The sequence below is a fragment of the Rhizobium deserti genome (genome assembly GCF_004358025.1).
GTDB lineage: Bacteria > Pseudomonadota > Alphaproteobacteria > Rhizobiales > Rhizobiaceae > Neorhizobium > Neorhizobium deserti.
In genome coordinates, this window is record NZ_SMTL01000004.1 from 213,340 (window position 1) to 234,618 (window position 21,279).

At 60.3% G+C, this 21,279-nt stretch carries 24 protein-coding genes; 17 read left to right on the forward strand and 7 right to left on the reverse strand.

Annotated features, from left to right (window positions below):
• Positions 1-101: 101 nt before the first annotated feature.
• The 3 genes from typA (at position 102) to ppa (ending at position 3,309) form a co-directional block, all read left to right on the forward strand.
• The gene (gene typA / locus E2F50_RS16690; protein ID WP_133317313.1) at positions 102-1,925 is read left to right on the forward strand and encodes a translational GTPase TypA; all 1,824 of its coding nucleotides are present in this window, start codon (positions 102-104) and stop codon (positions 1,923-1,925) included.
• Positions 1,926-2,122: 197 nt separating this feature from the next.
• A complete protein-coding gene (locus E2F50_RS16695; RefSeq protein WP_133317314.1) occupies positions 2,123-2,629 on the forward strand; it encodes a GNAT family N-acetyltransferase in 507 nt (168 codons plus the stop codon).
• A gap of 146 nt (positions 2,630-2,775) precedes the next feature.
• On the forward strand, positions 2,776-3,309 hold the full coding sequence (gene ppa / locus E2F50_RS16700) for an inorganic diphosphatase (RefSeq protein ID WP_133317315.1): 534 nt from the start codon (positions 2,776-2,778) through the stop codon (positions 3,307-3,309).
• Between the two features lie 172 nt (positions 3,310-3,481).
• Here ppa and E2F50_RS16705 read toward each other — a convergent pair whose 3' ends face one another.
• Positions 3,482-3,796 (reverse strand): YggT family protein, encoded by a 315-nt coding sequence (locus E2F50_RS16705; RefSeq protein WP_245515441.1) that lies wholly within the window; start codon positions 3,794-3,796, stop codon positions 3,482-3,484.
• Between the two features lie 153 nt (positions 3,797-3,949).
• Between E2F50_RS16705 and E2F50_RS16710 the strand changes: the two genes are divergently transcribed.
• Entirely contained in the window at positions 3,950-5,185 is a 1,236-nt protein-coding gene (locus tag E2F50_RS16710) for an MFS transporter (RefSeq protein ID WP_133317316.1), read from the forward strand.
• Between the two features lie 134 nt (positions 5,186-5,319).
• Here E2F50_RS16710 and E2F50_RS16715 read toward each other — a convergent pair whose 3' ends face one another.
• The 5 genes from E2F50_RS16715 to hemC form a co-directional block, all read right to left on the reverse strand.
• A complete protein-coding gene (locus tag E2F50_RS16715; protein WP_133317317.1) occupies positions 5,320-5,790 on the reverse strand; it encodes a tellurite resistance TerB family protein in 471 nt (156 codons plus the stop codon).
• A 21-nt stretch (positions 5,791-5,811) separates the two neighbouring features.
• Positions 5,812-7,431 (reverse strand): heme biosynthesis protein HemY, encoded by a 1,620-nt coding sequence (locus tag E2F50_RS16720; RefSeq protein WP_133317318.1) that lies wholly within the window; start codon positions 7,429-7,431, stop codon positions 5,812-5,814.
• Between the two features lie 14 nt (positions 7,432-7,445).
• Positions 7,446-8,750, reverse strand: coding sequence for a COG4223 family protein (locus tag E2F50_RS16725; protein WP_133317319.1), 1,305 nt, complete (start codon positions 8,748-8,750; stop codon positions 7,446-7,448).
• Between the two features lie 91 nt (positions 8,751-8,841).
• The gene (locus E2F50_RS16730) at positions 8,842-9,540 is read right to left on the reverse strand and encodes a uroporphyrinogen-III synthase (RefSeq protein ID WP_133317320.1); all 699 of its coding nucleotides are present in this window, start codon (positions 9,538-9,540) and stop codon (positions 8,842-8,844) included.
• 4 nt (positions 9,541-9,544) lie between these two features.
• Entirely contained in the window at positions 9,545-10,474 is a 930-nt protein-coding gene (gene hemC, locus E2F50_RS16735) for a hydroxymethylbilane synthase (protein ID WP_133317321.1), read from the reverse strand.
• 70 nt (positions 10,475-10,544) lie between these two features.
• Here hemC and tsaD point away from each other — a divergent pair, with 70 nt between their 5' ends.
• Genes tsaD through E2F50_RS16760 form a run of 5 tightly spaced genes read left to right on the forward strand, consistent with a single transcriptional unit; the run spans position 10,545 to position 14,038 of the window.
• Positions 10,545-11,642 (forward strand): tRNA (adenosine(37)-N6)-threonylcarbamoyltransferase complex transferase subunit TsaD, encoded by a 1,098-nt coding sequence (tsaD, locus tag E2F50_RS16740; RefSeq protein ID WP_133317322.1) that lies wholly within the window; start codon positions 10,545-10,547, stop codon positions 11,640-11,642.
• Entirely contained in the window at positions 11,639-12,622 is a 984-nt protein-coding gene (locus tag E2F50_RS16745) for an NAD(P)H-dependent glycerol-3-phosphate dehydrogenase (protein ID WP_133317323.1), read from the forward strand. Before tsaD ends, E2F50_RS16745 begins: the two co-directional genes overlap by 4 nt.
• A 21-nt stretch (positions 12,623-12,643) precedes the next feature.
• On the forward strand, positions 12,644-12,937 hold the full coding sequence (locus E2F50_RS16750; protein ID WP_133317324.1) for a YciI-like protein: 294 nt from the start codon (positions 12,644-12,646) through the stop codon (positions 12,935-12,937).
• An 8-nt stretch (positions 12,938-12,945) separates the two neighbouring features.
• On the forward strand, positions 12,946-13,386 hold the full coding sequence (locus E2F50_RS16755) for an EVE domain-containing protein (protein ID WP_133317325.1): 441 nt from the start codon (positions 12,946-12,948) through the stop codon (positions 13,384-13,386).
• Between the two features lie 7 nt (positions 13,387-13,393).
• Complete coding sequence (locus E2F50_RS16760; protein WP_133317326.1) at positions 13,394-14,038, forward strand: class I SAM-dependent methyltransferase; 645 nt, start codon at positions 13,394-13,396, stop codon at positions 14,036-14,038.
• Here the strand turns inward: E2F50_RS16760 and E2F50_RS16765 are convergent.
• Entirely contained in the window at positions 14,035-14,304 is a 270-nt protein-coding gene (locus E2F50_RS16765; RefSeq protein WP_133317327.1) for a hypothetical protein, read from the reverse strand. The genes E2F50_RS16760 and E2F50_RS16765 overlap by 4 nt on opposite strands.
• A gap of 27 nt (positions 14,305-14,331) precedes the next feature.
• On the opposite strand from E2F50_RS16765, the gene E2F50_RS16770 reads away from it, so the two are divergent.
• The 8 genes from E2F50_RS16770 (at position 14,332) to mdh (ending at position 21,269) form a co-directional block, all read left to right on the forward strand.
• Positions 14,332-14,628 (forward strand): hypothetical protein, encoded by a 297-nt coding sequence (locus E2F50_RS16770; protein WP_133317328.1) that lies wholly within the window; start codon positions 14,332-14,334, stop codon positions 14,626-14,628.
• Positions 14,629-14,820: 192 nt separating this feature from the next.
• Positions 14,821-15,213, forward strand: a complete 393-nt coding sequence (gene sdhC / locus E2F50_RS16775; protein WP_133317329.1) for a succinate dehydrogenase, cytochrome b556 subunit — start codon at positions 14,821-14,823, stop codon at positions 15,211-15,213.
• Between the two features lie 11 nt (positions 15,214-15,224).
• Positions 15,225-15,605 carry a succinate dehydrogenase, hydrophobic membrane anchor protein gene (gene sdhD / locus E2F50_RS16780; protein WP_133317330.1) on the forward strand — a complete coding sequence of 127 codons (381 nt, stop codon included), beginning with the start codon at positions 15,225-15,227 and terminating at the stop codon, positions 15,603-15,605.
• Positions 15,606-15,612: 7 nt separating this feature from the next.
• Positions 15,613-17,454 carry a succinate dehydrogenase flavoprotein subunit gene (sdhA, locus tag E2F50_RS16785; RefSeq protein ID WP_133317331.1) on the forward strand — a complete coding sequence of 614 codons (1,842 nt, stop codon included), beginning with the start codon at positions 15,613-15,615 and terminating at the stop codon, positions 17,452-17,454.
• Positions 17,455-17,471: 17 nt separating this feature from the next.
• Complete coding sequence (locus E2F50_RS16790) at positions 17,472-18,251, forward strand: succinate dehydrogenase iron-sulfur subunit (RefSeq protein ID WP_133317332.1); 780 nt, start codon at positions 17,472-17,474, stop codon at positions 18,249-18,251.
• Positions 18,252-18,411: 160 nt separating this feature from the next.
• Positions 18,412-18,945 carry a protease inhibitor Inh/omp19 family protein gene (locus E2F50_RS16795; RefSeq protein WP_133317333.1) on the forward strand — a complete coding sequence of 178 codons (534 nt, stop codon included), beginning with the start codon at positions 18,412-18,414 and terminating at the stop codon, positions 18,943-18,945.
• Between the two features lie 24 nt (positions 18,946-18,969).
• Complete coding sequence (zapE, locus tag E2F50_RS16800; protein WP_133317334.1) at positions 18,970-20,133, forward strand: cell division protein ZapE; 1,164 nt, start codon at positions 18,970-18,972, stop codon at positions 20,131-20,133.
• Positions 20,134-20,306: 173 nt separating this feature from the next.
• Positions 20,307-21,269: a malate dehydrogenase gene (gene mdh, locus E2F50_RS16805; RefSeq protein ID WP_133317335.1), complete on the forward strand. Its 963-nt coding sequence runs from the start codon at positions 20,307-20,309 to the stop codon at positions 21,267-21,269.
• Positions 21,270-21,279: the final 10 nt, after the last annotated feature.

Consider the following 21,279-nt stretch of genomic DNA (forward strand, 5'->3'; position numbering starts at 1 on the left):
TGGTACGCCCCCTTTCGCAAATGCGAAAAAACCGCTAAGAGGCCGCCAAGCGAATTCGGCGCCTCCCAGGCTTTGCGCCCAAACCTCAGAGATCATCTACTATGAAAATGCGAAATATCGCAATCATCGCACACGTCGACCATGGGAAAACCACTCTCGTTGACGAAATTCTGAAACAGTCCGGCTCGTTCCGCGAAAACCAGCGCACGGTTGAGCGCATGATGGATTCGAACGACCTCGAAAAAGAGCGCGGCATCACTATTCTTGCCAAGGCGACTTCTATCGAGTGGAAGGGCACCCGCATCAACATCGTCGATACTCCCGGCCACGCCGACTTCGGCGGCGAAGTCGAGCGCATCCTGTCGATGGTGGATGGCGCGATCGTTCTGGTCGACAGCTCGGAAGGTCCGATGCCGCAGACCAAGTTCGTCGTCGGCAAGGCGCTGAAGGTCGGCCTCCGTCCGATTGTCGCGATCAACAAGATCGACCGTCCGGACGGGCGCCATGAAGAAGTCATCAACGAAGTCTTCGATCTGTTCGCCAATCTCGATGCGACCGACGAGCAGCTCGACTTCCCGATCCTCTACGGCTCGGGTCGCGATGGCTGGATGAACGTCAATCCGGAAGGCCCGAAGGACCAGGGCCTTGCTCCGCTGCTGGACCTGGTGCTTAAGCATGTGCCGGAGCCAAGCGTCGGCGAGGAAGATGGCGCCTTCCGCATGATCGGCACGCTTCTCGAAGCCAACCCCTTCCTCGGCCGCGTTATCACCGGCCGTATCCATTCCGGCTCGATCAAGCCGAACCAGGCCGTCAAGGTTCTCAGCCAGGATGGCAAAGTGGTCGAAACCGGCCGCATCTCGAAGATCCTCGCTTTCCGCGGTATTGAGCGTCAGCCGATCGAAGAAGCTCATGCGGGCGATATCGTCGCCATTGCCGGCCTGTCCAAGGGCACTGTTGCCGACACGTTCTGCGATCCGTCCGTGACCGAAGCGCTGGAAGCCCAGCCGATCGATCCGCCTACCGTCACCATGTCCTTCCTTGTCAACGATTCACCCCTGGCTGGCACCGAAGGGGACAAGGTCACCTCGCGCGTCATCCGCGACCGCCTGTTCAAGGAAGCCGAAGGCAATGTGGCGCTGAAGATCGAGGAATCCGAAGGCAAGGATTCGTTCTTCGTTTCCGGCCGTGGCGAATTGCAGCTGGCCGTGCTGATCGAGACCATGCGCCGCGAAGGCTTCGAGCTTGCCGTTTCGCGTCCCCGTGTCGTGATGCACAAGGACGAAGACGGTAATGTTCTCGAGCCAATCGAAGAAGTCGTGATCGACGTGGACGAGGAGCATTCCGGCGTCGTCGTGCAGAAGATGTCCGAGCGCAAGGCCGAACTGGCCGAGCTTCGTCCGTCCGGCGGAAACCGCGTGCGTCTCAAGTTCTTCGCGCCGACTCGCGGCCTGATCGGCTATCAGTCGGAACTTCTGACCGACACCCGTGGCACCGCTATCATGAACCGCCTGTTCCACGATTATCAGCCTTACAAGGGCGAAATCGGCGGCCGCACCAATGGCGTTCTGCTGTCCAACCAGTCCGGCGAAGCCGTCGCCTACGCGATGTTCAACCTGGAAGACCGCGGCCCGATGATCATCGAGCCGGGTGAAAAGGTTTATGCTGGCATGATCATCGGCATCCATAGCCGCGACAACGATCTTGAGGTCAACGTGTTGAAGGGCAAGCAGCTCACCAACATCCGCTCAGCCGGCAAGGACGAAGCCGTGCGCCTGACCCCGCCGATCCGCATGACGCTCGACCGCGCGCTCTCCTGGATCCAGGACGACGAGCTGATGGAAGTGACGCCGAAGAATATCCGTCTTCGCAAGACCTATCTCGACGCTAATGACCGCAAGCGTTTCGGCAAGGCGAAGATGGCCTGATCTGGCCTTCACCGAAGCAATGAACCCTGGCAGAAATGTCGGGGTTTTTTCTGTGCGCTGCCTTGGCCCCGGCTTGTCGCGACAGTTAAAAACACGCTAACGTTCCATCATCGTCCACATGAAAAGTCTGTGGGCAATCCAGCGTTTTCGCTCCGGCGGAATGGCGGGTCGCCTGCTGCAGGACCTAAAGTAACGTTATGAAGACGTTGTCGATCGATGTCCGGCGGGCCGAACCGCAAGACGCCCGAGCCGTATCGGTGGCGCACCGCGAGGCCTGGTCCCATGCCTATGCCGGGCTTATACCACACAAGCCGCTGACGCAGATGCTGGAGCGTCGGGGTGAGGGCTGGTGGCGCAAGGCGACCCGCGGCCCGGCAACCCTCTTGGTTCTTGACATTGCCGGCGAGATTGCCGGATACGCAACCATCGGGCTGAACCGAGCAAAGGCTCTGCCTCATGACGGCGAAGTCTATGAAATCTATCTGCGTCCGCAATATCAGGGGATCGGCTTGGGCCGCCGCCTGTTCGGCGAGAGCCGTCGGCTCCTGAGGTCGCTCGGCTGCGACGGGCTGGTGGTATGGTGCCTTGAAGACAGCGAACATGCCACACGCTTTTTCCGCCGTCATGCCGGTCAGGACGTCGCCGAAGGCATGGAAGACTTCGATGGAACACAGTTGAAGAAGATCGGCTTCGTCTGGCCCTGACAAGCGGGCGCCACGCATTGTGCCAATTTGAAACCTCCAGCATCGGCCCGCGAGCTCTGCTGGATATTCACGGCAACGGCGTGTTGCCTTGAAGGATAAATCCCGCTATCGACGCGTGACCTCATTGAACCTCATCGGGGAAAAGAATGCGTATTGATGCAATTTCCACAGGCAAGAACCCGCCTGAAGACGTCAACGTCATCGTCGAAGTACCGGTCGGTGGTCAGCCGATCAAGTACGAGATGGACAAGGAAGCCGGGGCGCTTGTCGTCGATCGGTTCCTCTACACCCCGATGACCTATCCGGGAAACTACGGCTTCGTTCCCCATACGCTGTCTGAGGATGGCGACCCGATCGACGTGCTGATCTGCAATACCCGTCCGTTGGTGCCGGGCTGCGTCATCAATGTCCGCCCGATCGGCGTGATGATCATGGAAGACGACGGCGGCAAGGACGAGAAGATCATTGCCGTGCCGGTTCCCAAGCTGACCCAGCGCTACGACAAGATAAAGAACTACACCGATATGCCCGAAATTACCCTGAAGCAGATCGAGCACTTCTTCGAGCATTACAAGGATCTGGAGCCCGGCAAGTGGGTGAAGATCGGCGGATGGCAGAATGTCGACGTGGCCAAGACGCTGATTGTCGAAGCGATTGAGCGCTATAAGGCCGGCCAGTAGCTCTTCAGCTGCGGATCAGTGTCCTGACCTATCTTCCAGCCTTTCGGGTCCCCTGTGATCCGGAAGGCTTTTTAATGCGCTATCTGGCTTCATAGATATCGATCGACGATCCGCACTGGCTTTAGCCGACCTGCAGATCGCCGGTGATCGAAATGCTTGCCGCAGGTTCGGCTCACATTGTCAGGGAAAGCAGGAAGGGAGCAATGGGATTGGCCAGGATCATCTGGATGAAGTAGATGAGCAGGATGAGGATGATCGGCGAAATGTCGATGCCACCCAGATCGGGCATGATGCGGCGAATGGGCCGCAGCACGGGCTCCGTCACATTGTAAAGGAAACGGCCGATCGACTCTACGAAGGCGTTCCTGGAGTTGATGACGTTGAACGCGTAAAGCCATGAGAAAATGGCGCTGGCGATCAAGATGTAGACATATAGCGATAGCGCCATTTGAATAACCTGAATCACCGCAATGATTATGCCCGCCATCTAAAGTCTCCATTTCGTTGTTGACAGACATGTAGACATTGGCGAACTAACGGGCAAGTGCCACCTCAGCGGCTCATTCCGGCATGTTTAACGCCAGCATGTGCAGAGCAGGGGAAGGGTAGCGATCTCCGGCCATGCTGAAAGTGTCAACTCATGTCAGTTCCCTTGTCGGGTGATCGTTTCGCCGCTTTCAGGCACCAGTCCTATACCCGCTTCTTCCTCGCGCGCTTCTTTTCCGCTTTCGCTGTCCAGATCATCAGTGTTGCCGTCGGCTGGCAGATGTATGACGAGACGAGGAACCCACTTTACCTCGGGCTGATTGGGCTCTTCCAGTTTCTGCCGTCGCTACTGCTGATCCTCGTCACGGGAACGGTGGCGGACCGGTACAACAGGCGCATGATCGTTGCCGTGTGCATGGTCGTCGGAGGAGCCTGCTGCGCAGCGCTTCTGGCGCTGACGATAACCCACTCGTTCACGCCGGCGCTCGTCTTCGCCATCCTCGTCGTCTTCGGCATTGAGCGCGCCTTCATGGGGCCAGCCGTGCAGTCGCTCGGTCCCAACCTCGTTCCTGAAGAAGACCTGCCGAATGCGGTCGCCTGGAATTCCTCTTCGTGGCAGACAGCCTCGATCCTCGGGCCTGTGATCGGCGGCCTGCTTTATGGGGTCAGCGCCGTCTCTGCCTATTCGGTAGCGCTTTTCCTGCTCGTGCTTTCGGGCATACTGGTCTTCATGATCCCCAAGCCGGCCCAGCGCAATGCCGCCAACAAGGTGAGCTGGGAGCAGATCCTGGCCGGCTTCAAGTTTATTTCCCAGGAGAAGGTGGTGCTGGGGGCGATCTCGCTGGACCTGTTCGCGGTTCTGCTGGGAGGCGCCGTCGCGCTCATGCCGATCTTTGCCCGCGATATCCTCGAACTGGGTCCCTGGGGTCTGGGGCTGCTGCGCGCAGGACCCGGTATCGGCGCCATCGTCGTCGCCATCTGGCTGGCTTTCCATCCCATCCGCCATCATGCGGGACTGGCAATGTTCGTTGGAGTAGCCCTCTTCGGTATAGGGACCCTGATCTTCGGGCTGTCCACGACGCCTTGGATTTCGATCGCGGCGCTGATGCTGATGGGCGCATCGGACATGATCTCGGTCTATGTGCGCGAAACCTTGATTGCGCTATGGACACCCGACGAAGTGCGCGGCCGCGTCAATGCCGTCAACATGGTCTTCGTCGGCGCGTCAAACGAACTTGGCGAATTCCGCGCCGGCACGATGGCATCGATATTCGGAGCCGTTCCAGCGGTCGTCATCGGCGGGATCGGCACGCTCGGCGTGGCGATTATCTGGTCCTTGGGCTTTCCAAAGCTGCGCAAGATCGACAGCCTTGCGGCACCGGAGCGATAGGCCCGGACGGAGCTGGGCTCCCCGTTTCTTCCGGTCAGACTGCGTCTGGCCGACACTCGGTGACCCATCTTCTTGCAATCAGAACCGTTATTCCCGGTCCGAAGACGCGGCGCTTCGTTTGGCGCTGATCATCCTCACAGATGATCTCCCGTTGCGCGCGCGGCCGCCTGCTGGCGCTCCAGGACACGGTCGCGGGCAGATACGCCCAGAAGATCGGCAATCCGCCAGATCACGTGGTCTTCGATCTCGCTCCGCTGGCCATCGGCGTAGACGATATCCCACAGGATGCCGAGAAGTTCGACGCGATCGTCTTCATTGGTGAGATGCCGCCTAAGATCGGAGGTGAAGCGGTAATAGTCGACGGCCTCGCTGCCGGCCTGATGACCGATGTCGATCAGCGCCTTCAAATTGTCTTCGCTGAGAGCATAGCGCTCGCGCAACAGATCCCGAAACTTTTGCTGCTCCTTTGCCGATACGTTGCCGTCGGCTTCCATGACTTGGAAACAGAGGGCCACGAAGGCAACGCGGGGGTCGTCGGGCGCAAATTCCTGCGTATGGTGAGGGGCGGTCAAAGTGTGGAGGAAGGCCTGGATGCGGTCGAGCATGTCGTTGAGGCCTTCTCCATTTTAGAAGAGCCGGAGCCTCGTCGGAGGCTGTGCGGCGTTCGGATCTTTCACGCCCGGATCATCTGGTGCGCCGCCGAAAAAGGGAACCGGCTCATCTTCGTTTTTGGCCGCTTTTCCGCCCTCGTTCCTAAAATTCGCAGCCTCTGGTGGTTTTGCTGCAACAGCTAAATCGGTATGCGGTTGCCGCACGGGTTCAGCCGGCACCGGAACATGAGCGGTGATCGGATTTTTCGGTGCTACGGCGCTCGCCTCGTCAGTTGTCCGGGCGACCGGCGGGAGGCTTGCAATAGCCTCGTCCGCAACGAGCGAACCTTCCTCGACGGGACCCTGGATCTGATCGAACGGCGCCTTCCATTCAAAAGCGTCGAGCAGTCCGGTGATAGGCGAGACGGCCAGCCAATTTTCCGAAACAAAACCATCTGCTACCCAGGCCGGATCGCGGGGTGCCCGCAATGCCTGCGCCATCCAGTGGCGGACGCGGCCCTGGTCGCCCGTCTGAGCTTCTTCGATATCGGCGAGCAACAAGTAAGCTGCCTCGCGCGGTGCCATGCGCGCGGCGGCCTCGGCCTTTGCTCGTGCCTTCGCAAACTCCTGGGCATCGAGGGCCGCCTGCGCAACGGCCAGCAGCGATTCGACATTGTTGGGCCGCAGCGCTTCGAGCTTGTCGGCCCGCTTCAGGCGGTCGATGGTGCTGTCACCGCTACGTGCTCGGATATAGGTGCGGCCGATTTCCGGATGCGGCCCGAGTTTCCAGCTTGCTTCGAGGATCGAGGCCGCCTTGCGGACGTTGTCTTCACGCAGATAAGCCTTCGCCGCAATAATTGCTGCCGGCACCAGGTCCTTGGCAAGCTTCAAAGCCGCCGTGGCATTGTCGCGGGCGCCTTTCGGATCCCCTTCCAACTGATCACCGGCCTGGGCGGTGAGAAGCACGGCCTTCAGACGATCAGCCTGCGGCTTTTCCAGGACACCGGCGACGCGCTGCTGGTCGAGCAGGCGAATGGCGTCGTCCCAACGACCGGCCTGGCTGCGCGATTCCAGCGTCGCTTGAGCCGCCCAGGGAAGATAGGGCGCGTCTTCAACGGCTTTCTCGGCATATTGTCTTGCGGCTTCGTTGGCACCAAGCCGGCGCGCTTCCATGTAAAGGCCGCGCAGCCCCAATTCCTTGGTTTCCGGATCCTCGGCCATCTGCTCGAATTTTCGACGAGCATCGTCATACTTACCTTCGATCAGCGCGGTCTGGGCCTCCAGAAGATGGATAAGCGGTTCCTGATCGGCGCGGAGAAGGCCGCGGGTGCGCAGGCTCATCTTGTGGGCGAGCCGGGCATTGCCGGCGCCGGCTGCAATGAGGCCAGTGGACAGAGCCTGATAGCCACGGTCGCGCTTACGAGACCGGAAATAGCGACGCACGGAGTGGGGCGACGTCCAGATCACGCCGACGAGCCACCAGAAGATCATCACGACAGCAATCAGGGCCACAACCAGCGTTGCTGCCACCATAATGCTGGTTTCGATCAGGTGATCCTGCCAGGTGATCGAAATCAGCCCCGGTCGGTCCGCAAGCCAGGAAAAGCCCCAGCCAAGACCGAGAACGACGAGAAGGAAAATGAAAAGTCTGATCATTCGGTCTTCTATCCTCAGCCTTGCGTGCCGGCGACTGCGCGCGTGAGCGTGCTGCCCACGAGATTTTCTACCTGGATACGGGCGTCGAGCTTCTGCTTGAAGTCCTGTGACGCGTTTTTGGCGCTTTCGGGCAGGCTGTCCCATTGGCGCGCCGCTGCCGGCAGATCTCCGCTGCGAAGACCATCTTCCATACGTGCGACGACCGCTTCAGGCGTATCACCCTGAACATCGCCAACGCGGCGGACCTTCACGACGGACATGGCTGACGACATCAGCCGAGATGCAAGTCCCTGGTTCTCGTCAGGCTGAGCCAGTGCGTCCAACATGGCATCGGCAATGCGTGGAAAATCGGCCTGCAGCTGTGCCCGCGAGGGCACGCCAACCGAGCCGAACTTTTGAAGTTCGGCAACGGCCGGATCATCGCCAGCGACGCCCGCAAAAGTTTGAAGTTCGGTTTCGAAGCGTCCGCCACGATCGATGGCTGCTTTCAGTGCGGCTGCGGCAACTGCGCGGGCGACCTGCTGCTCGGGACCCTCGTCATTGATCTTGGCTTCTGCCTCCTGCAGGCGTCGCGCGAGGTCCGCATCATTGCCAGCTGTCGCTCGGGTGGCGGAGCTGACATCTTTGATCTGGCCCTCAAGGGCGGCCAGCCGCTGTGGCAGATCGCTCTGGCTCCTTTCCGAAAGTCCGGCTTCCAGCGCCTGGACCCGTTCAGCCAGGGATGAATCCGTCGGCACCGGACGGTTCTGAAGAGCCTGGACCTGTTCCTGAAGCCGGCTGATTTCCGGCGCGACTGCGGAGTTATCCGGTGCGGGAGCCGGGGAAGCCGCCGGCAGGTAGCCAGCATATTGCATGCTGCCCGCCAGCGTTAGAGCGACAAGGCCACCAACGATGCCGGCTGCGAAAAGGGCTGACGTCGAAGGGCCTTGGCGTTGGACCACGGCTGGCGCCGGTCGCGCGTCAGGTTCGTCGCTCCTGGGGCCGGAGCGGAAAGCCGGCTCCGGCAAAGGCTCATCCATTGCCGGTTCATCAGCCTTGAGGGGCTCATCGGCAACTGGCGGCTCATCGACGGCCAAGAGCTCATCGGCGGGCAAGGGCTCATCGGCAGACGGTGCCATAACCGGTTCATCGGTGATATCGTATTGGACTGGCGCAGGTTCGGCCGCCACTGCATCGTCAGTGGGTGCAGCAGATACCGGATCGTCACCGTCATTGCTGCGCACAGGCTCGGCAAGCGTATCTCCCGGCTCGACAGGAAGGTCGATCGTGATGGGCTCTTTTTCTGCCTTTGATCGGCGTGGCGGCTGTTCCGGTACCATCTCGACCTCTTCTCGCATGCAATGACGTGGAAACTAGGGGGTGGCCCCTCGGAAAGAAAGGGGCGCCCGGTATTTTGCAGGCGGCGCAAGGCTAAAGGAGGGCAAAAAGTCCCTCTTCGTCAGGGCGCTTGGCAATCTTGATTTTCAGGCGAAAATTCGGGGGCACAGCCTCCAGAACGCTTTCGCTGATGCCAAGGACGAGGAGCTCGTCTAGAGCACGTCTGAACGGCGCAGCCAGCTCAAAGAACAAATGGGCGTTTTGTCCCGAATAAAGCAGAACCGCATTGGGCCGCGCCTGGACGAAAGCGGTCTCCAAGGCACTCTGGTCATAGGCAATCGGCAGCATCCGGTAGACCTCCGCTACCGTCAGCGGGATGTTCCTGGCGCCCAGGCTCTCTTCGAAGGATGAAGATCGCGGACTGCCGGCAAGATACAAAAGCGGATCGGTGGACTGCGACGGAAAGCCCGCGATTAGTTCGGCCAATCCGGAGCCGGTTCCGCTGCCGGTATGGACATTGCTGAAACCCTGATTCTCGGCCGCCTCGGCAGTGGCTCTGCCCACGGCAAACATGGGTTCGCTCAGAAAGGGTGTGAGCCCAGATATTGCCCGAACCGCCTCGGCGCTGGTGATGGCAAGTGCCCTGTGGGGCCCTGCCAGCGCAGCTTCTGCCGCCTGCGGGTCATGCGCAGCTTTGGTCAGAGGAAGCATGATCGGCGCATGCCCGAGAGCCTCGAGCCGCGCCGCGGTGTGTCGGGCGCTGTGTTCAGGGCGGGTAACAAGCACCCGCATGGCTTTACGACCAGCCTTCGAAGAAGCTGGTTCCTGCAACGGCCCGAACCGCATCGCCGGCCTGATGGCCCAAGGCACGCGCTTCCGCCCGGCGACCTTCAACCTCGATCGCATGCTCCTGTCGCCCGTCAGGCGTCAGGATAAGCCCGAAAAACTTCAGGTGATCGCCGTCGCACACCGCATAGCCGCCGATCGGCGTCCGACAGGATCCGTCGAGCGCTTCCAGAAAGGCACGTTCGCAGGATACCGCGTCGAAAGTCGGCGGGTCGTTGACAGGTTCCAAAAGGGCATCGATGCGCCGATCACCGATGCGGCTTTCAATGCAAATGGCCCCTTGCGCCGGGGCGGGCGGGAAATCTGCGGGATCGAGCAGTTCCGTGATAACCTCTTCGCGGGAAAGGCGCTTCAGGCCGGCATAGGCCAGCAGGGTTGCGTCGGCATGCCCCTCATTCAGCTTGCGCAGCCGCGTGCCGACGGAGCCCCGCAGGATCTCCACCTTTATATCCGGGCGAATGCGGCGGATCAGCGCCTGTCTCCTGAGAGAGGCAGTCCCGACGGTAGCGCCATCCGGCAGAGCCATAAGGGTCGGAGCCGTACGTCCGATCACGGCATCGCGAAAATCTTCGCGGGGCAGATAAGCGGAAATATAAAGGCCTTCCGGAAGCTTGGTCGGCATGTCCTTGGAGGAATGCACGGCAAAGTCCAGCTGGCCGTCCGAAAGCTGCTCCTCCAGCTCCAGCGTGAACATCCCCTTGCCGCCGATCTCGCTGAGCGCTCGGTCGGTGACGCGATCACCGGTGGTGGACAGGATGACGACCTCGAACATTTCCTCGGGCAGGTTGTGGGCCGCCATCAGCCTCGCACGCGTTTCTGCAGCCTGGGCCAGCGCCAGTGGACTGCCGCGCGTGCCGATCCGGAAAGGTTTTGTTTGCATCCGTGTCATTCCATTGTTACCGGAGGCTTCGTAGACCGGTTTATCCAGCATCGCAATTATCGATAGGCCCATGGCGACCTTTCTTCGCATCCTCGGCATTGAAACAAGCTGCGACGAAACTGCGGCGTCAGTCGTGGCGCGCCACGAAGACGGACGCGGCGAGGTCCTGTCGGATGTCGTCTTCTCGCAGCTGGACGAGCATAGCCTTTATGGCGGCGTAGTGCCCGAAATCGCCGCTCGTGCGCATGTCGAAGCGCTTGATGGTCTGATCGAGGAGGCGCTCCATCGCGCCGGCGTTTCGCTCGACGACGTGGATGCGGTTGCCGCAACTGCCGGACCTGGCCTGATCGGCGGCTTGATCGTCGGGCTGATGACGGCCAAGGCGATCGCCCGGGCAGCAGGAAAGCCGTTATTAGCCATCAATCATCTGGAAGGCCATGCCTTGACGGCGCGGCTGACCGATGGCTTGTCCTTTCCTTATCTGATGCTGCTCGTTTCCGGCGGCCATACGCAGCTGGTGCTGGTGCGTGGCGTCGGGGAGTACGAGCGCTGGGGCACGACGATCGACGATGCGCTGGGCGAAGCCTTCGACAAGACGGCGAAGCTGCTTGGCCTGCCTTATCCCGGTGGCCCAGCTGTCGAGAAGGCGGCACAGACGGGTGATCCAGACCGTTTTTTATTTCCGCGCCCGCTGGTGGGGGAAGCGCGGCTGGACTTTTCCTTTTCCGGTCTGAAGACGGCGGTTCGGCAGGCAGCAACCGACATCGCGCCGCTGAGCGATCAGGATGTCGCCGATATCTGCGCCTCCTTTCAGAAAGCGATCTCGCGCACCTTGAGGGACCGCGTCGGGCGCGGTCTGACGCGCTTTCAGCAGGAATTTGCTCATCTCGATGTGGATCGGGCGCTGGTCGTGGCGGGAGGCGTTGCTGCCAACCAGGAGATCCGACGGACGCTGCAGGCGCTGTGCATCGAGAATGGCTTCCGCTTCATTGCACCTCCGCTTCGGTTGTGCACCGACAATGCCGCCATGATCGCCTGGGCAGGCCTTGAACGACTGGCGGAGGACCTGCCCACCGACGGGTTGGATGTGTCGCCGCGTTCCCGTTGGCCGCTGGATGCCCATGCCCAAACCTTGCTTGGTTCCGGGCGGCGGGGTGCCAAGGCATGAGCGAGCAGATCGCCGTGGTCGGCGCCGGCGCTTTCGGCACCGCACTTGCCGCAGTGATGGCGCTTGAAGGTCGCCATCCCGTCACCCTCATCGGTCGCAATCCGCTTCTGATGAGCGATCTGCGCGCAGACAGGGTCCACAACACCGCGCTTCCCGGCATTGTCCTGCCGGATGGTCTGCAATTTTCGGCCGAGCCGGATGCCCTGCGGGAAGCAAGCATCGTGTTGTTTGCGATGCCTTCACAGGCGCAGGTGGATGCAGGCCGACATTACGGCCCTTATCTCAGCGAGCAAGCCACCGTCGTCACCTGCGCCAAGGGAATAGACAGATTCTCCGGCCGCCTGCTGACCGAGGTCCTGGAAGCCGAACTTTCGCTCCATGCCGTGGCCGCTCTTTCCGGTCCAGGCTTCGCTGCGGATATCGCCCACGGTCTTCCGACCGCCATGGCGATCGCGGCTGCAGATCAGCCCCTTGCCGAGCGGCTTGCCAATGCGCTGTCGGGTCGCAGCTTCCGGCTCTACGCTTCCACCGACCGGTTGGGCGTGCAGCTCGGCGGGGCGCTCAAGAACGTGCTGGCCATCGCCTGCGGCATTGTCGAGGGAGCCGGCTTGGGAGAATCGGCGCGGGCTGCCTTGATCTCGCGTGGGCTTGCGGAAATGTCGCGGCTGATCGAGGCCATGGGCGGCAATGCCGATACGGTCCGCGGACTGTCCGGCCTCGGCGATCTCGTTCTGACCGGCACCAGCCACCAGTCGCGCAACCTGCGCTTCGGTATCGCGCTCGGAAAAGGCGGGCCAGCCCGTTCGGCTGGCGGACCATTGGTAGAGGGTGCGTTTGCGGCATCCGTCGCGGCGAAGCTAGGGGCGCAGCATGGGGTGGACCTGCCGGTCACCGAAGCGGTTGCCGATATCATCGACGGTCGGCTCGACGTCCGCTCCGCCATGGAGCGGCTGATGACGCGTCCGATCACCACCGAATAAGTTCATCCAAGGAGAGATTTCATGCTGTTTGCCTTTCTATGCACAGACAAGCCCGGCCATTTGAACCTCCGGATGGAGACCCGTCCAACGCATTTGGAGCATCTCAACAAGCTGAACGAGGCCGGCAGTTTGAAGTTCGCAGGCCCGTTCCTGGATGATGACGGCAAGCCGAATGGCAGCCTTGTCGTCGTCGATGCACAAGACATGGCCGCAGCGCGCGCACTGGCCGAGGCTGATCCCTACTATCTCGCCGGCCTCTTCGAGAAGGTCGAGGTCAAGGCCTGGAACTGGACCATCAACAAGCCGGCGGAGTGAAGCGATCCATGGCCTATTGGCTTTACAAGTCCGAGCCCTCGGCCTGGTCCTGGGAGCAGCAGAAGGCTGCCAGGACCAAGGGCACTGAGTGGACCGGAGTGCGCAATTATCTGGCACGCAACAACATGCGGGCCATGAAAATCGGCGACAAGGGGTTCTTCTATCACTCTAACGACGGTCTGGAGATCGTCGGGATTGTCGAAGTCTGCGCCTTGTCGCATCCGGACTCGAGCGCCAAGGGCGATCCCAAATGGGATTGCGTCGACATTCGCGCCGTCATGGACATGCCGACGCCGGTGACGCTGAAGGACATCAAGGCCAATCCGAAGTTCGAGAAGATGTCGCTGGTAACGTCCATGCGGCTTTCCGTGCAGCCGGTAACGGATGAGGAATATCTGGAAATCTGCAGGCTCGGAGGTCTCGACAGCCCGCCGCGTTCGCCTGGCTGAGCCGATCTTGAAGACCAATCCCGAAACCTTCATCCTTGAAAACACAGAGCTGATCGCGCCGCCGCATGTGCCGGAAATTCGGCTGCATCTGGCGAGCGAAGCCCACGCTCTGTGGCATAAGACGGAGGAGGAGCTGGAGGAGATCGGCCTGCCGCCACCTTTCTGGGCCTTTGCCTGGGCCGGTGGCCAGGGGCTCGCCCGCTATGTCCTGGATCATCCGGAAGTGGTGTCGGGCAAGCGTGTTCTGGATTTTGCCAGCGGCTCAGGATTGGTCGCGATTGCGGCTAGGCTCGCTGGGGCAACGGAGGTTCTGGCCGCCGATATCGATCCCTGGGCCAGCACTGCAGTGGCCCTCAATGCCAACGATAATCAGGTCGATATCGGGTTTACCGGCAATAACCTGATCGGTCAGCCTGTCGATGCGGATGTCGTGCTCGCGGGGGATGTTTTCTATGATCGCGATTTTGCCGAGGCACTGGTTCCGTGGTTTTCGGAACTGGCCACTGCCGGAAAGCTGGTCCTGGTCGGCGATCCCGGCCGCAGCTATTGTCCAAAGGACAGGCTCGATCAGGTTGCCGTCTACCAGGTGCCGGTGACGCGGGCATTGGAGGATGGCGAAATCAAGAAGACCACGGTGTGGCGCTTCGTTTAACGGCCGCCTCGAATGACGCAGACGCCGTGCTCATAAGAGCATCCATTGCTTGGCGGATATTGATCTTCATCCAGACGGTTGTCGACATGGATGATCTTGGCGCGCGGCGCCAGCCGAACGAGATTTTCCTGATAAAGATCCCAATATGCCTGGTCACGCAGGAAATAGGTTCCGCTGGCGTATGGAGAGAAAGCCTCACCGTTGGTGCGGTCATAGGCCCGGACCTGACGGGTTCGCGTAAATGAGCTCCCAGCCAAATGGTCCATCCGTCTGATCCTCGGAGGGCGGTTCCGATGCCGGTCGCCGTGCCGATCCCACCGATTGTTCTCCACAAAATGACGGCGGTGCCGGTTAGACAGGAGGTTGCCGCCATGGGTGCCGATAACCGTTTGGGGGCGATGGTGGTTGTGATGCGGGCGTTCGCCGGCTACGGCGCCGGAAGCGAAGATCAGGCAGCCGAGAGCAAGAAGAACAGGCTTGATGCGATTCGCGATCATGGCGGACTCCGGAGACAACAGGTTAACGAAAGGTTAACATCATTTGGTGCCGTCCAGCTCCACGGCAACGAATTCTTTGCGATTTATGGTTAATAAGACTGATCTACCTGAGACGAAGCAGCGGTTGGAAGACACAATCGATTAAATTTCGAAAGGCCTTTAATAGTTCTTGTCGTCCGACATCCGTAAGATTAAACCAGCCCGATGATGCAATGCACATATCTTCCGCACCGTGCATTGCCAGGCTTTTGCCTTTGACACTGCATACGACGCCGCGAGGTTATGATGGCGAATGTGACGAACAACCGGCCCCTGTCGCCGCATCTACAAATCTACAAATTCATTCCAACGATGGCCATGTCGATCGTCCACCGGATCACCGGCGGAGCGCTCTACGTCGGAACCCTCCTTGTTGCCGCCTGGCTTATTGCCGCGGCATCGGGGGAAGAGCATTTCAACCGCGTCAACTGGCTGTTCGGATCGATCGTCGGAAAGCTGGTGTTGTTCGGCTATACCTGGGCCATCATCCACCATCTTTTCGGCGGCCTGCGGCACATCATGTGGGATCTGGGATACGGCTTCGAGAAGGAACTCTCGACCAAGCTGGCAAAGGCCAATCTCGTGCTATCCATCGCCCTGACCATCATTGTTTGGGCGATCGTGCTGGTCATTCGCTGAGGAGATAGAACATGGACATGCGTACTCCCCTCGGCAAGGTTCGCGGACTCGGCTCGGCCAAGAGCGGCACTGAGCATTTCTGGCGCGTTCGCACCACATCGGTGGCGCTCGTGCCTTTGATGCTGTTCTACATCGTCTTTCTGGTGCTTTACGCCGGCAGGCCCTATGCGGATGTGGTGTCGGCGCTCGCCAATCCCTTCGTCGCGACCATCAATGCGCTGACGATCATCGCTTCCGTCATCCACATGCGTCTGGGCATGGAAGAGATCATCCAGGACTATATCCACTCAGAAATCATGAAGATCGTCCTGATGATCCTCAACGCTTCCTTTTCCATCGCGATCGGTGGCCTCTGTCTTGTCGCCGCTCTGAAAATCGCTTTCGCAGGATAATCCCGTTATGGCATCCGTCACACCCATTGCCCAGACCGGCAAGGCCTACACTTATGTCGACCATTCCTATGACGTGATCGTCGTCGGCGCCGGCGGCGCTGGCCTGCGCGCCACGCTGGGCATGGCCGAACAAGGCTTTAAGACTGCCTGCATCACCAAGGTTTTCCCGACGCGCTCCCATACGGTTGCCGCCCAGGGCGGCATCGCAGCCTCGCTGCAGAACATGACGCCGGATAGCTGGCAGTGGCATCTCTACGACACGGTCAAGGGCTCTGACTGGCTCGGCGATGTCGACGCCATGCAGTACATGGTCATGGAAGCGCCCAAGGCCGTCTATGAACTCGAACATTACGGCGTGCCGTTCTCGCGGAATGAGGAAGGCAAGATCTACCAGCGGCCGTTTGGCGGCCACATGCAGAATTTCGGTGCCGGCCCACCGGTGCAGCGCACCTGCGCCGCGGCAGACCGAACCGGCCATGCCATCCTGCACACGCTCTACGGTCAGTCGCTCAAGAACAACGCGGAATTCTTCATTGAGTATTTCGCGCTCGACCTGATCATGTCGGATGACGGCCGCTGCACCGGCGTCGTTGCCTGGAACCTCGACGACGGCACGATCCATCGCTTCTCCGCCAAGATGGTGGTGCTGGCGACCGGCGGCTATGGCCGTGCTTATTTTTCGGCGACCTCGGCCCATACCTGCACCGGTGATGGTGGCGGTATGGTGGCTCGCGCCGGTCTTCCCTTGCAGGACATGGAATTCGTGCAGTTCCATCCGACGGGCATCTACGGTTCGGGCTGTCTGATTACCGAAGGCGCGCGTGGCGAAGGCGGCTACCTCGTCAACTCCGAGGGCGAGCGCTTCATGGAGCGTTATGCGCCCTCGGCCAAGGACCTCGCTTCGCGCGACGTCGTGTCGCGCTGCATGACGCTGGAAATCCGCGAAGGTCGCGGCGTCGGCAAGAACAAGGACCACATCTTCCTGCACCTCGACCATCTCGATCCGGCCGTTCTGCACGAGCGCCTGCCGGGCATTTCCGAGAGCGCCAAGATCTTCGCCGGCGTCGACGTGACCCGCGAGCCCATCCCGGTGCTGCCGACCGTGCATTATAACATGGGTGGCATTCCGACCAATTTCTGGGGCGAAGTGCTGAATGCTGATTCAAGCAATCCGGAACGTCTGCTGCCGGGCCTTATGGCTGTCGGCGAAGCAGGCTGCGCCTCCGTGCATGGCGCCAACCGGCTCGGCTCCAACTCGCTGATCGACCTTGTCGTCTTCGGACGTGCTGCCGCCATGCGGGCAGGGGAAGTGATCAACAGGGCAGAGCCTATCCCGGCCCTTAATATTGCAGCCTGCGACCGGATCATGGATCGCTTCGACGGCCTGCGGCACGCGAGCGGGGCAACCCCAACGGCCGTGCTGCGCGACAAGATGCAGCGCACCATGCAGGAGGACGCCGCCGTCTTCCGCACCCAGGAATCGCTGGAATCCGGCTGTCGCCGCATTTCCGAGGTCTGGAGCGAGTTGAAGGATATCAAGGTTACGGACCGCTCGATGATCTGGAATTCGGATCTGGTCGAGACGCTGGAATTGCACAATCTGATGGCGAACGCCATCACCACCGTTTATGGCGCCGAAGCCCGCAAGGAAAGCCGCGGCTCCCACGCTCGCGAAGATTATACGTCCGGACCTTTTGCGGGCCGCGACGACGAGAACTGGCGCAAGCATACGCTGGCCTGGGTGAACGCGGCGGGCGACGTCAAGCTGGACTACCGCCCTGTTCACACCGAGCTCATTGCCGAAGGCATCGATCCGCAAAAGATCGAGCCCAAGGCACGCGTCTATTGATCTGAGGGAACTGAACCATGGTTGAACTCGCTCTCCCCAAGAACTCTCAGATGACCGAAGGCAAGGTCTGGCCGAAGCCGGCCGGAGCTCAGAATGTTCGGGAGTTCCGGATTTATCGCTGGAGCCCGGATGACGGCCAGAACCCGCGGATCGATACCTTCTATATCGATATCGACGACTGCGGCCCAATGGTGCTCGACGGTCTTCTCTACATCAAGAACAATATCGATCCGACGCTGACGCTTCGCCGCTCCTGCCGTGAAGGCATCTGCGGATCCTGCGCCATGAATATCGATGGGTCCAACACGCTCGCCTGCACCAAGGGCATGGATGATGTGAAGGGGACGGTGAAAGTTTACCCCCTGCCGCATCTGCCGGTGGTCAAGGATCTCGTGCCCGATCTCACAAATTTCTATGCTCAGCACCGCTCCATCGAGCCCTGGCTGAAAACGGTGTCGCCGCCGCCGGCGAAGGAGTGGAAGCAGAGCCATGACGATCGTCAGAAGCTCGACGGTCTCTACGAATGCATTCTGTGTGCCTGCTGCTCGACCTCCTGTCCGAGCTATTGGTGGAACGGCGACCGTTATCTCGGTCCAGCTGTTCTCCTGCAGGCTTATCGCTGGCTCATCGATTCCAGAGATGAAGCCAAGGGCGAGCGCCTCGACAATCTCGAGGATCCGTTCCGTCTTTACCGCTGCCACACGATCATGAACTGCGCGCAGACCTGTCCGAAGGGCCTCAACCCGGCCAAGGCGATTGCGGAGATCAAGAAGATGATGATCGAGCGCCGCGTTTAGGCGCTTGATCCTCGCGTTGCGGGTATCGCGTCCGGAACGCGCCTTCTTCGCGAGCACGAATTGTTCCACCACGACTTGATTAACCGCATTGCTTTACGATAATTCGGTCCCAATTCAGTGGCACGTGTGGCTGACAAAGACTGAAAGCAGGAGTTGGATGATGCAGTTCAGATGTTTGGCGACAGGCTTGGTACTTGCTATGGCACTCGCCGGCTGCCAGCGCACCTCTTCCAGCCCTTATAGCGACCTGCCATCCCAGCCTGCTCCGCTCCAGGCGCAACCGGTTCCTTCCGTCCAAGGCAGCCAATTGCCGCCGCCCGGCGCCGCCGGGCAGTCGCAATATCCGACAGCACCGCAGGGTAGCCAAAACATGGCGGCACTCGATCCCAATGCCGCGGCTCCCGGAAGCGCCTTGGACATCAAGAAGGAAACCATGGTCGGCAATTGGCGTGTTTCCAATGGCGGCTCGTCCTGCGACATGTTTTTGACGCTGACCAATCTCGGCGGCGGCTCGCGCGGCGGTACCCGCGGATGTGCCGGCGAACTCACCACGATGGGTTCCTGGGATGTGTCCGGCAAGACGGTGCAGTTCAAGAACCGCGCCGGCGACGTCATCGGCCGCGTCTACAAGAGCGCCGACAACCGCTACGACGGAACATTGAATTCCGGAACCCCGGTCAGCCTCAGCCGCTAAAGCCTAGCGGCGGAGGGCGTCCGGTTGGAACCCATTCCCAAATATACGTCAAGCGTCGGTGAGGAGCTCAGGGCTCTGGCTGGATCGGGTGTGCTGACGCCGGATCCAGCCCAGATGCAGGTCGCTGCCAAGCTTGATCATGTCCTGACATGCCTGCGTGACACGAAGCCTGCGAAAAAGGCCAGCGCCCTCGGCTGGCTGTTCGCCAGGGGCGGCGGGCGGCCACGCGAAATCCGCGGCCTTTATGTGCATGGCAGCGTCGGTCGCGGCAAGACGATGCTCATGGACATGTTCTTCAAGAAGGCGTCGGTTGCCAAAAAGCGTCGTGCGCATTTTCATGAGTTCATGGCGGACGTTCATAACCGCATTCACGAGCACCGGCAAAAGCTGAGAAACGGTGAAACGAAGCAGGCCGATCCCGTTCCTCCCGTCGCCGCTGCGCTCTATGCGGACGCGGAGCTTCTATGCTTCGACGAGTTCTCGGTCACCGACATCACGGATGCGATGATCCTGGCGCGGCTGTTCACGGCCCTTTTCGATCTTGGATGCGTGCTCGTCGCCACTTCCAATGTCGCGCCTGAAAATCTTTATAAAGACGGGCTGAACAGAGGCCTGTTTACGCCATTCATCGCGCTTCTCAACAAGCACGTGGATGTCGTGACGCTTGATTCTCCGCTGGACTACCGCATGCAGAAGCTGGCGAGCCTGCCCGTTTACGTGACGCCGCTCGACGCGCGTGCCGATGCGGCGATGGAAGCAGCCTGGCATCAGATCATCGACGGCCAGAAGGTGGCGCCGACCGACATTCCGATGAAGGGCCGCAGTATTCATGTTCCGTTTGCGGCAGGACGCGCGGCCCGGTTTACCTTCGCAGATCTTTGCGAGAAACCGCTCGGCGCCTCCGACTACCTCAAGATCGCAGCTCAGTTCGACGCTGTGTTCATCGAGCATATTCCGCAACTCGGGCCGGAGAAGCGTAACGAGGCAAAGAGGTTCATCAACCTGGTCGATGCTCTCTACGATCATCACGTACGCGTGTTTGCCTCTGCTGCCAGCCCTCCGGAGGACATTCTTCTGGAAAGAAAAGGAACCGAAGGCTTCGAATTCGATAGAACGATCTCTCGCCTTTTCGAGATGCGCAGCCCGGATTATCTGAAGGCGCATCAGCAGCAAAGACATGTAACATGACGTCCCGATGACGCATGTCTTACGTTTACGTAAGATATTTGACATCTAACCGATTGAAAAATAAGCTGCGAAAATAACCGATTGCCAATCCGGGTATAGAAGCGTATGCGATCTACCACATTGGCGGGCCTGCCGTAGCCCCCGTGGATCGGATCTCGAAAGGAAGCTTTTCGATGGCGCGCAAGAAGATTGCACTTATTGGTTCTGGCATGATCGGTGGCACGCTGGCACATCTCGCCAGCCTTAAGGAACTGGGCGATATCGTCCTCTTCGACATCGCTGACGGCATTCCACAGGGCAAGGGCCTTGACATTGCCCAGTCCGGCCCGGTCGAAGGCTTCAATGCCAAGCTGTCCGGCGCCAGCGATTATGCCGCCATCGAAGGCGCTGACGTCTGCATCGTCACAGCGGGTGTCGCCCGTAAGCCGGGCATGAGCCGCGACGATCTGCTCGGCATCAACCTCAAAGTCATGGAACAGGTCGGTGCCGGCATCAAGAAATATGCCCCGAACGCCTTCGTGATCTGCATCACGAACCCGCTCGACGCCATGGTCTGGGCTCTGCAGAAGTTCTCCGGCCTGCCGAAGAACATGGTCGTAGGCATGGCCGGCGTGCTCGACTCGGCGCGTTTCCGCCTCTTCCTTTCAGAGGAGTTCAACGTTTCTGTTCAGGACGTTACCGCCTTCGTGCTCGGCGGTCATGGCGATACGATGGTGCCGCTCGCCCGCTATTCGACCGTCGGCGGCGTTCCGCTGACCGACCTCGTCAAGATGGGCTGGGTCACCAAGGAACGGCTCGAAGAAATCATCCAGCGCACCCGTGACGGTGGCGCGGAAATCGTCGGCCTCTTGAAGACTGGTTCGGCCTATTACGCGCCGGCTGCGTCGGCGATCGAAATGGCTGAATCCTACCTCAAGGACAAGAAGCGCGTTCTTCCGGCCGCCGCCTACCTTTCGGGACAGTACGGCGTCAAGGACATGTATGTCGGCGTCCCGACGATCATCGGCGCCGGCGGCGTCGAGCGCATCATCGAAGTCGAATTCAACAAGGACGAAGAGGCCGCCTTCCAGAAGTCCGTCGGCGCGGTTGCCGGCCTCTGCGAAGCCTGCGTCAATATCGCGCCTGCTCTCAAGTAATCCAGACAGG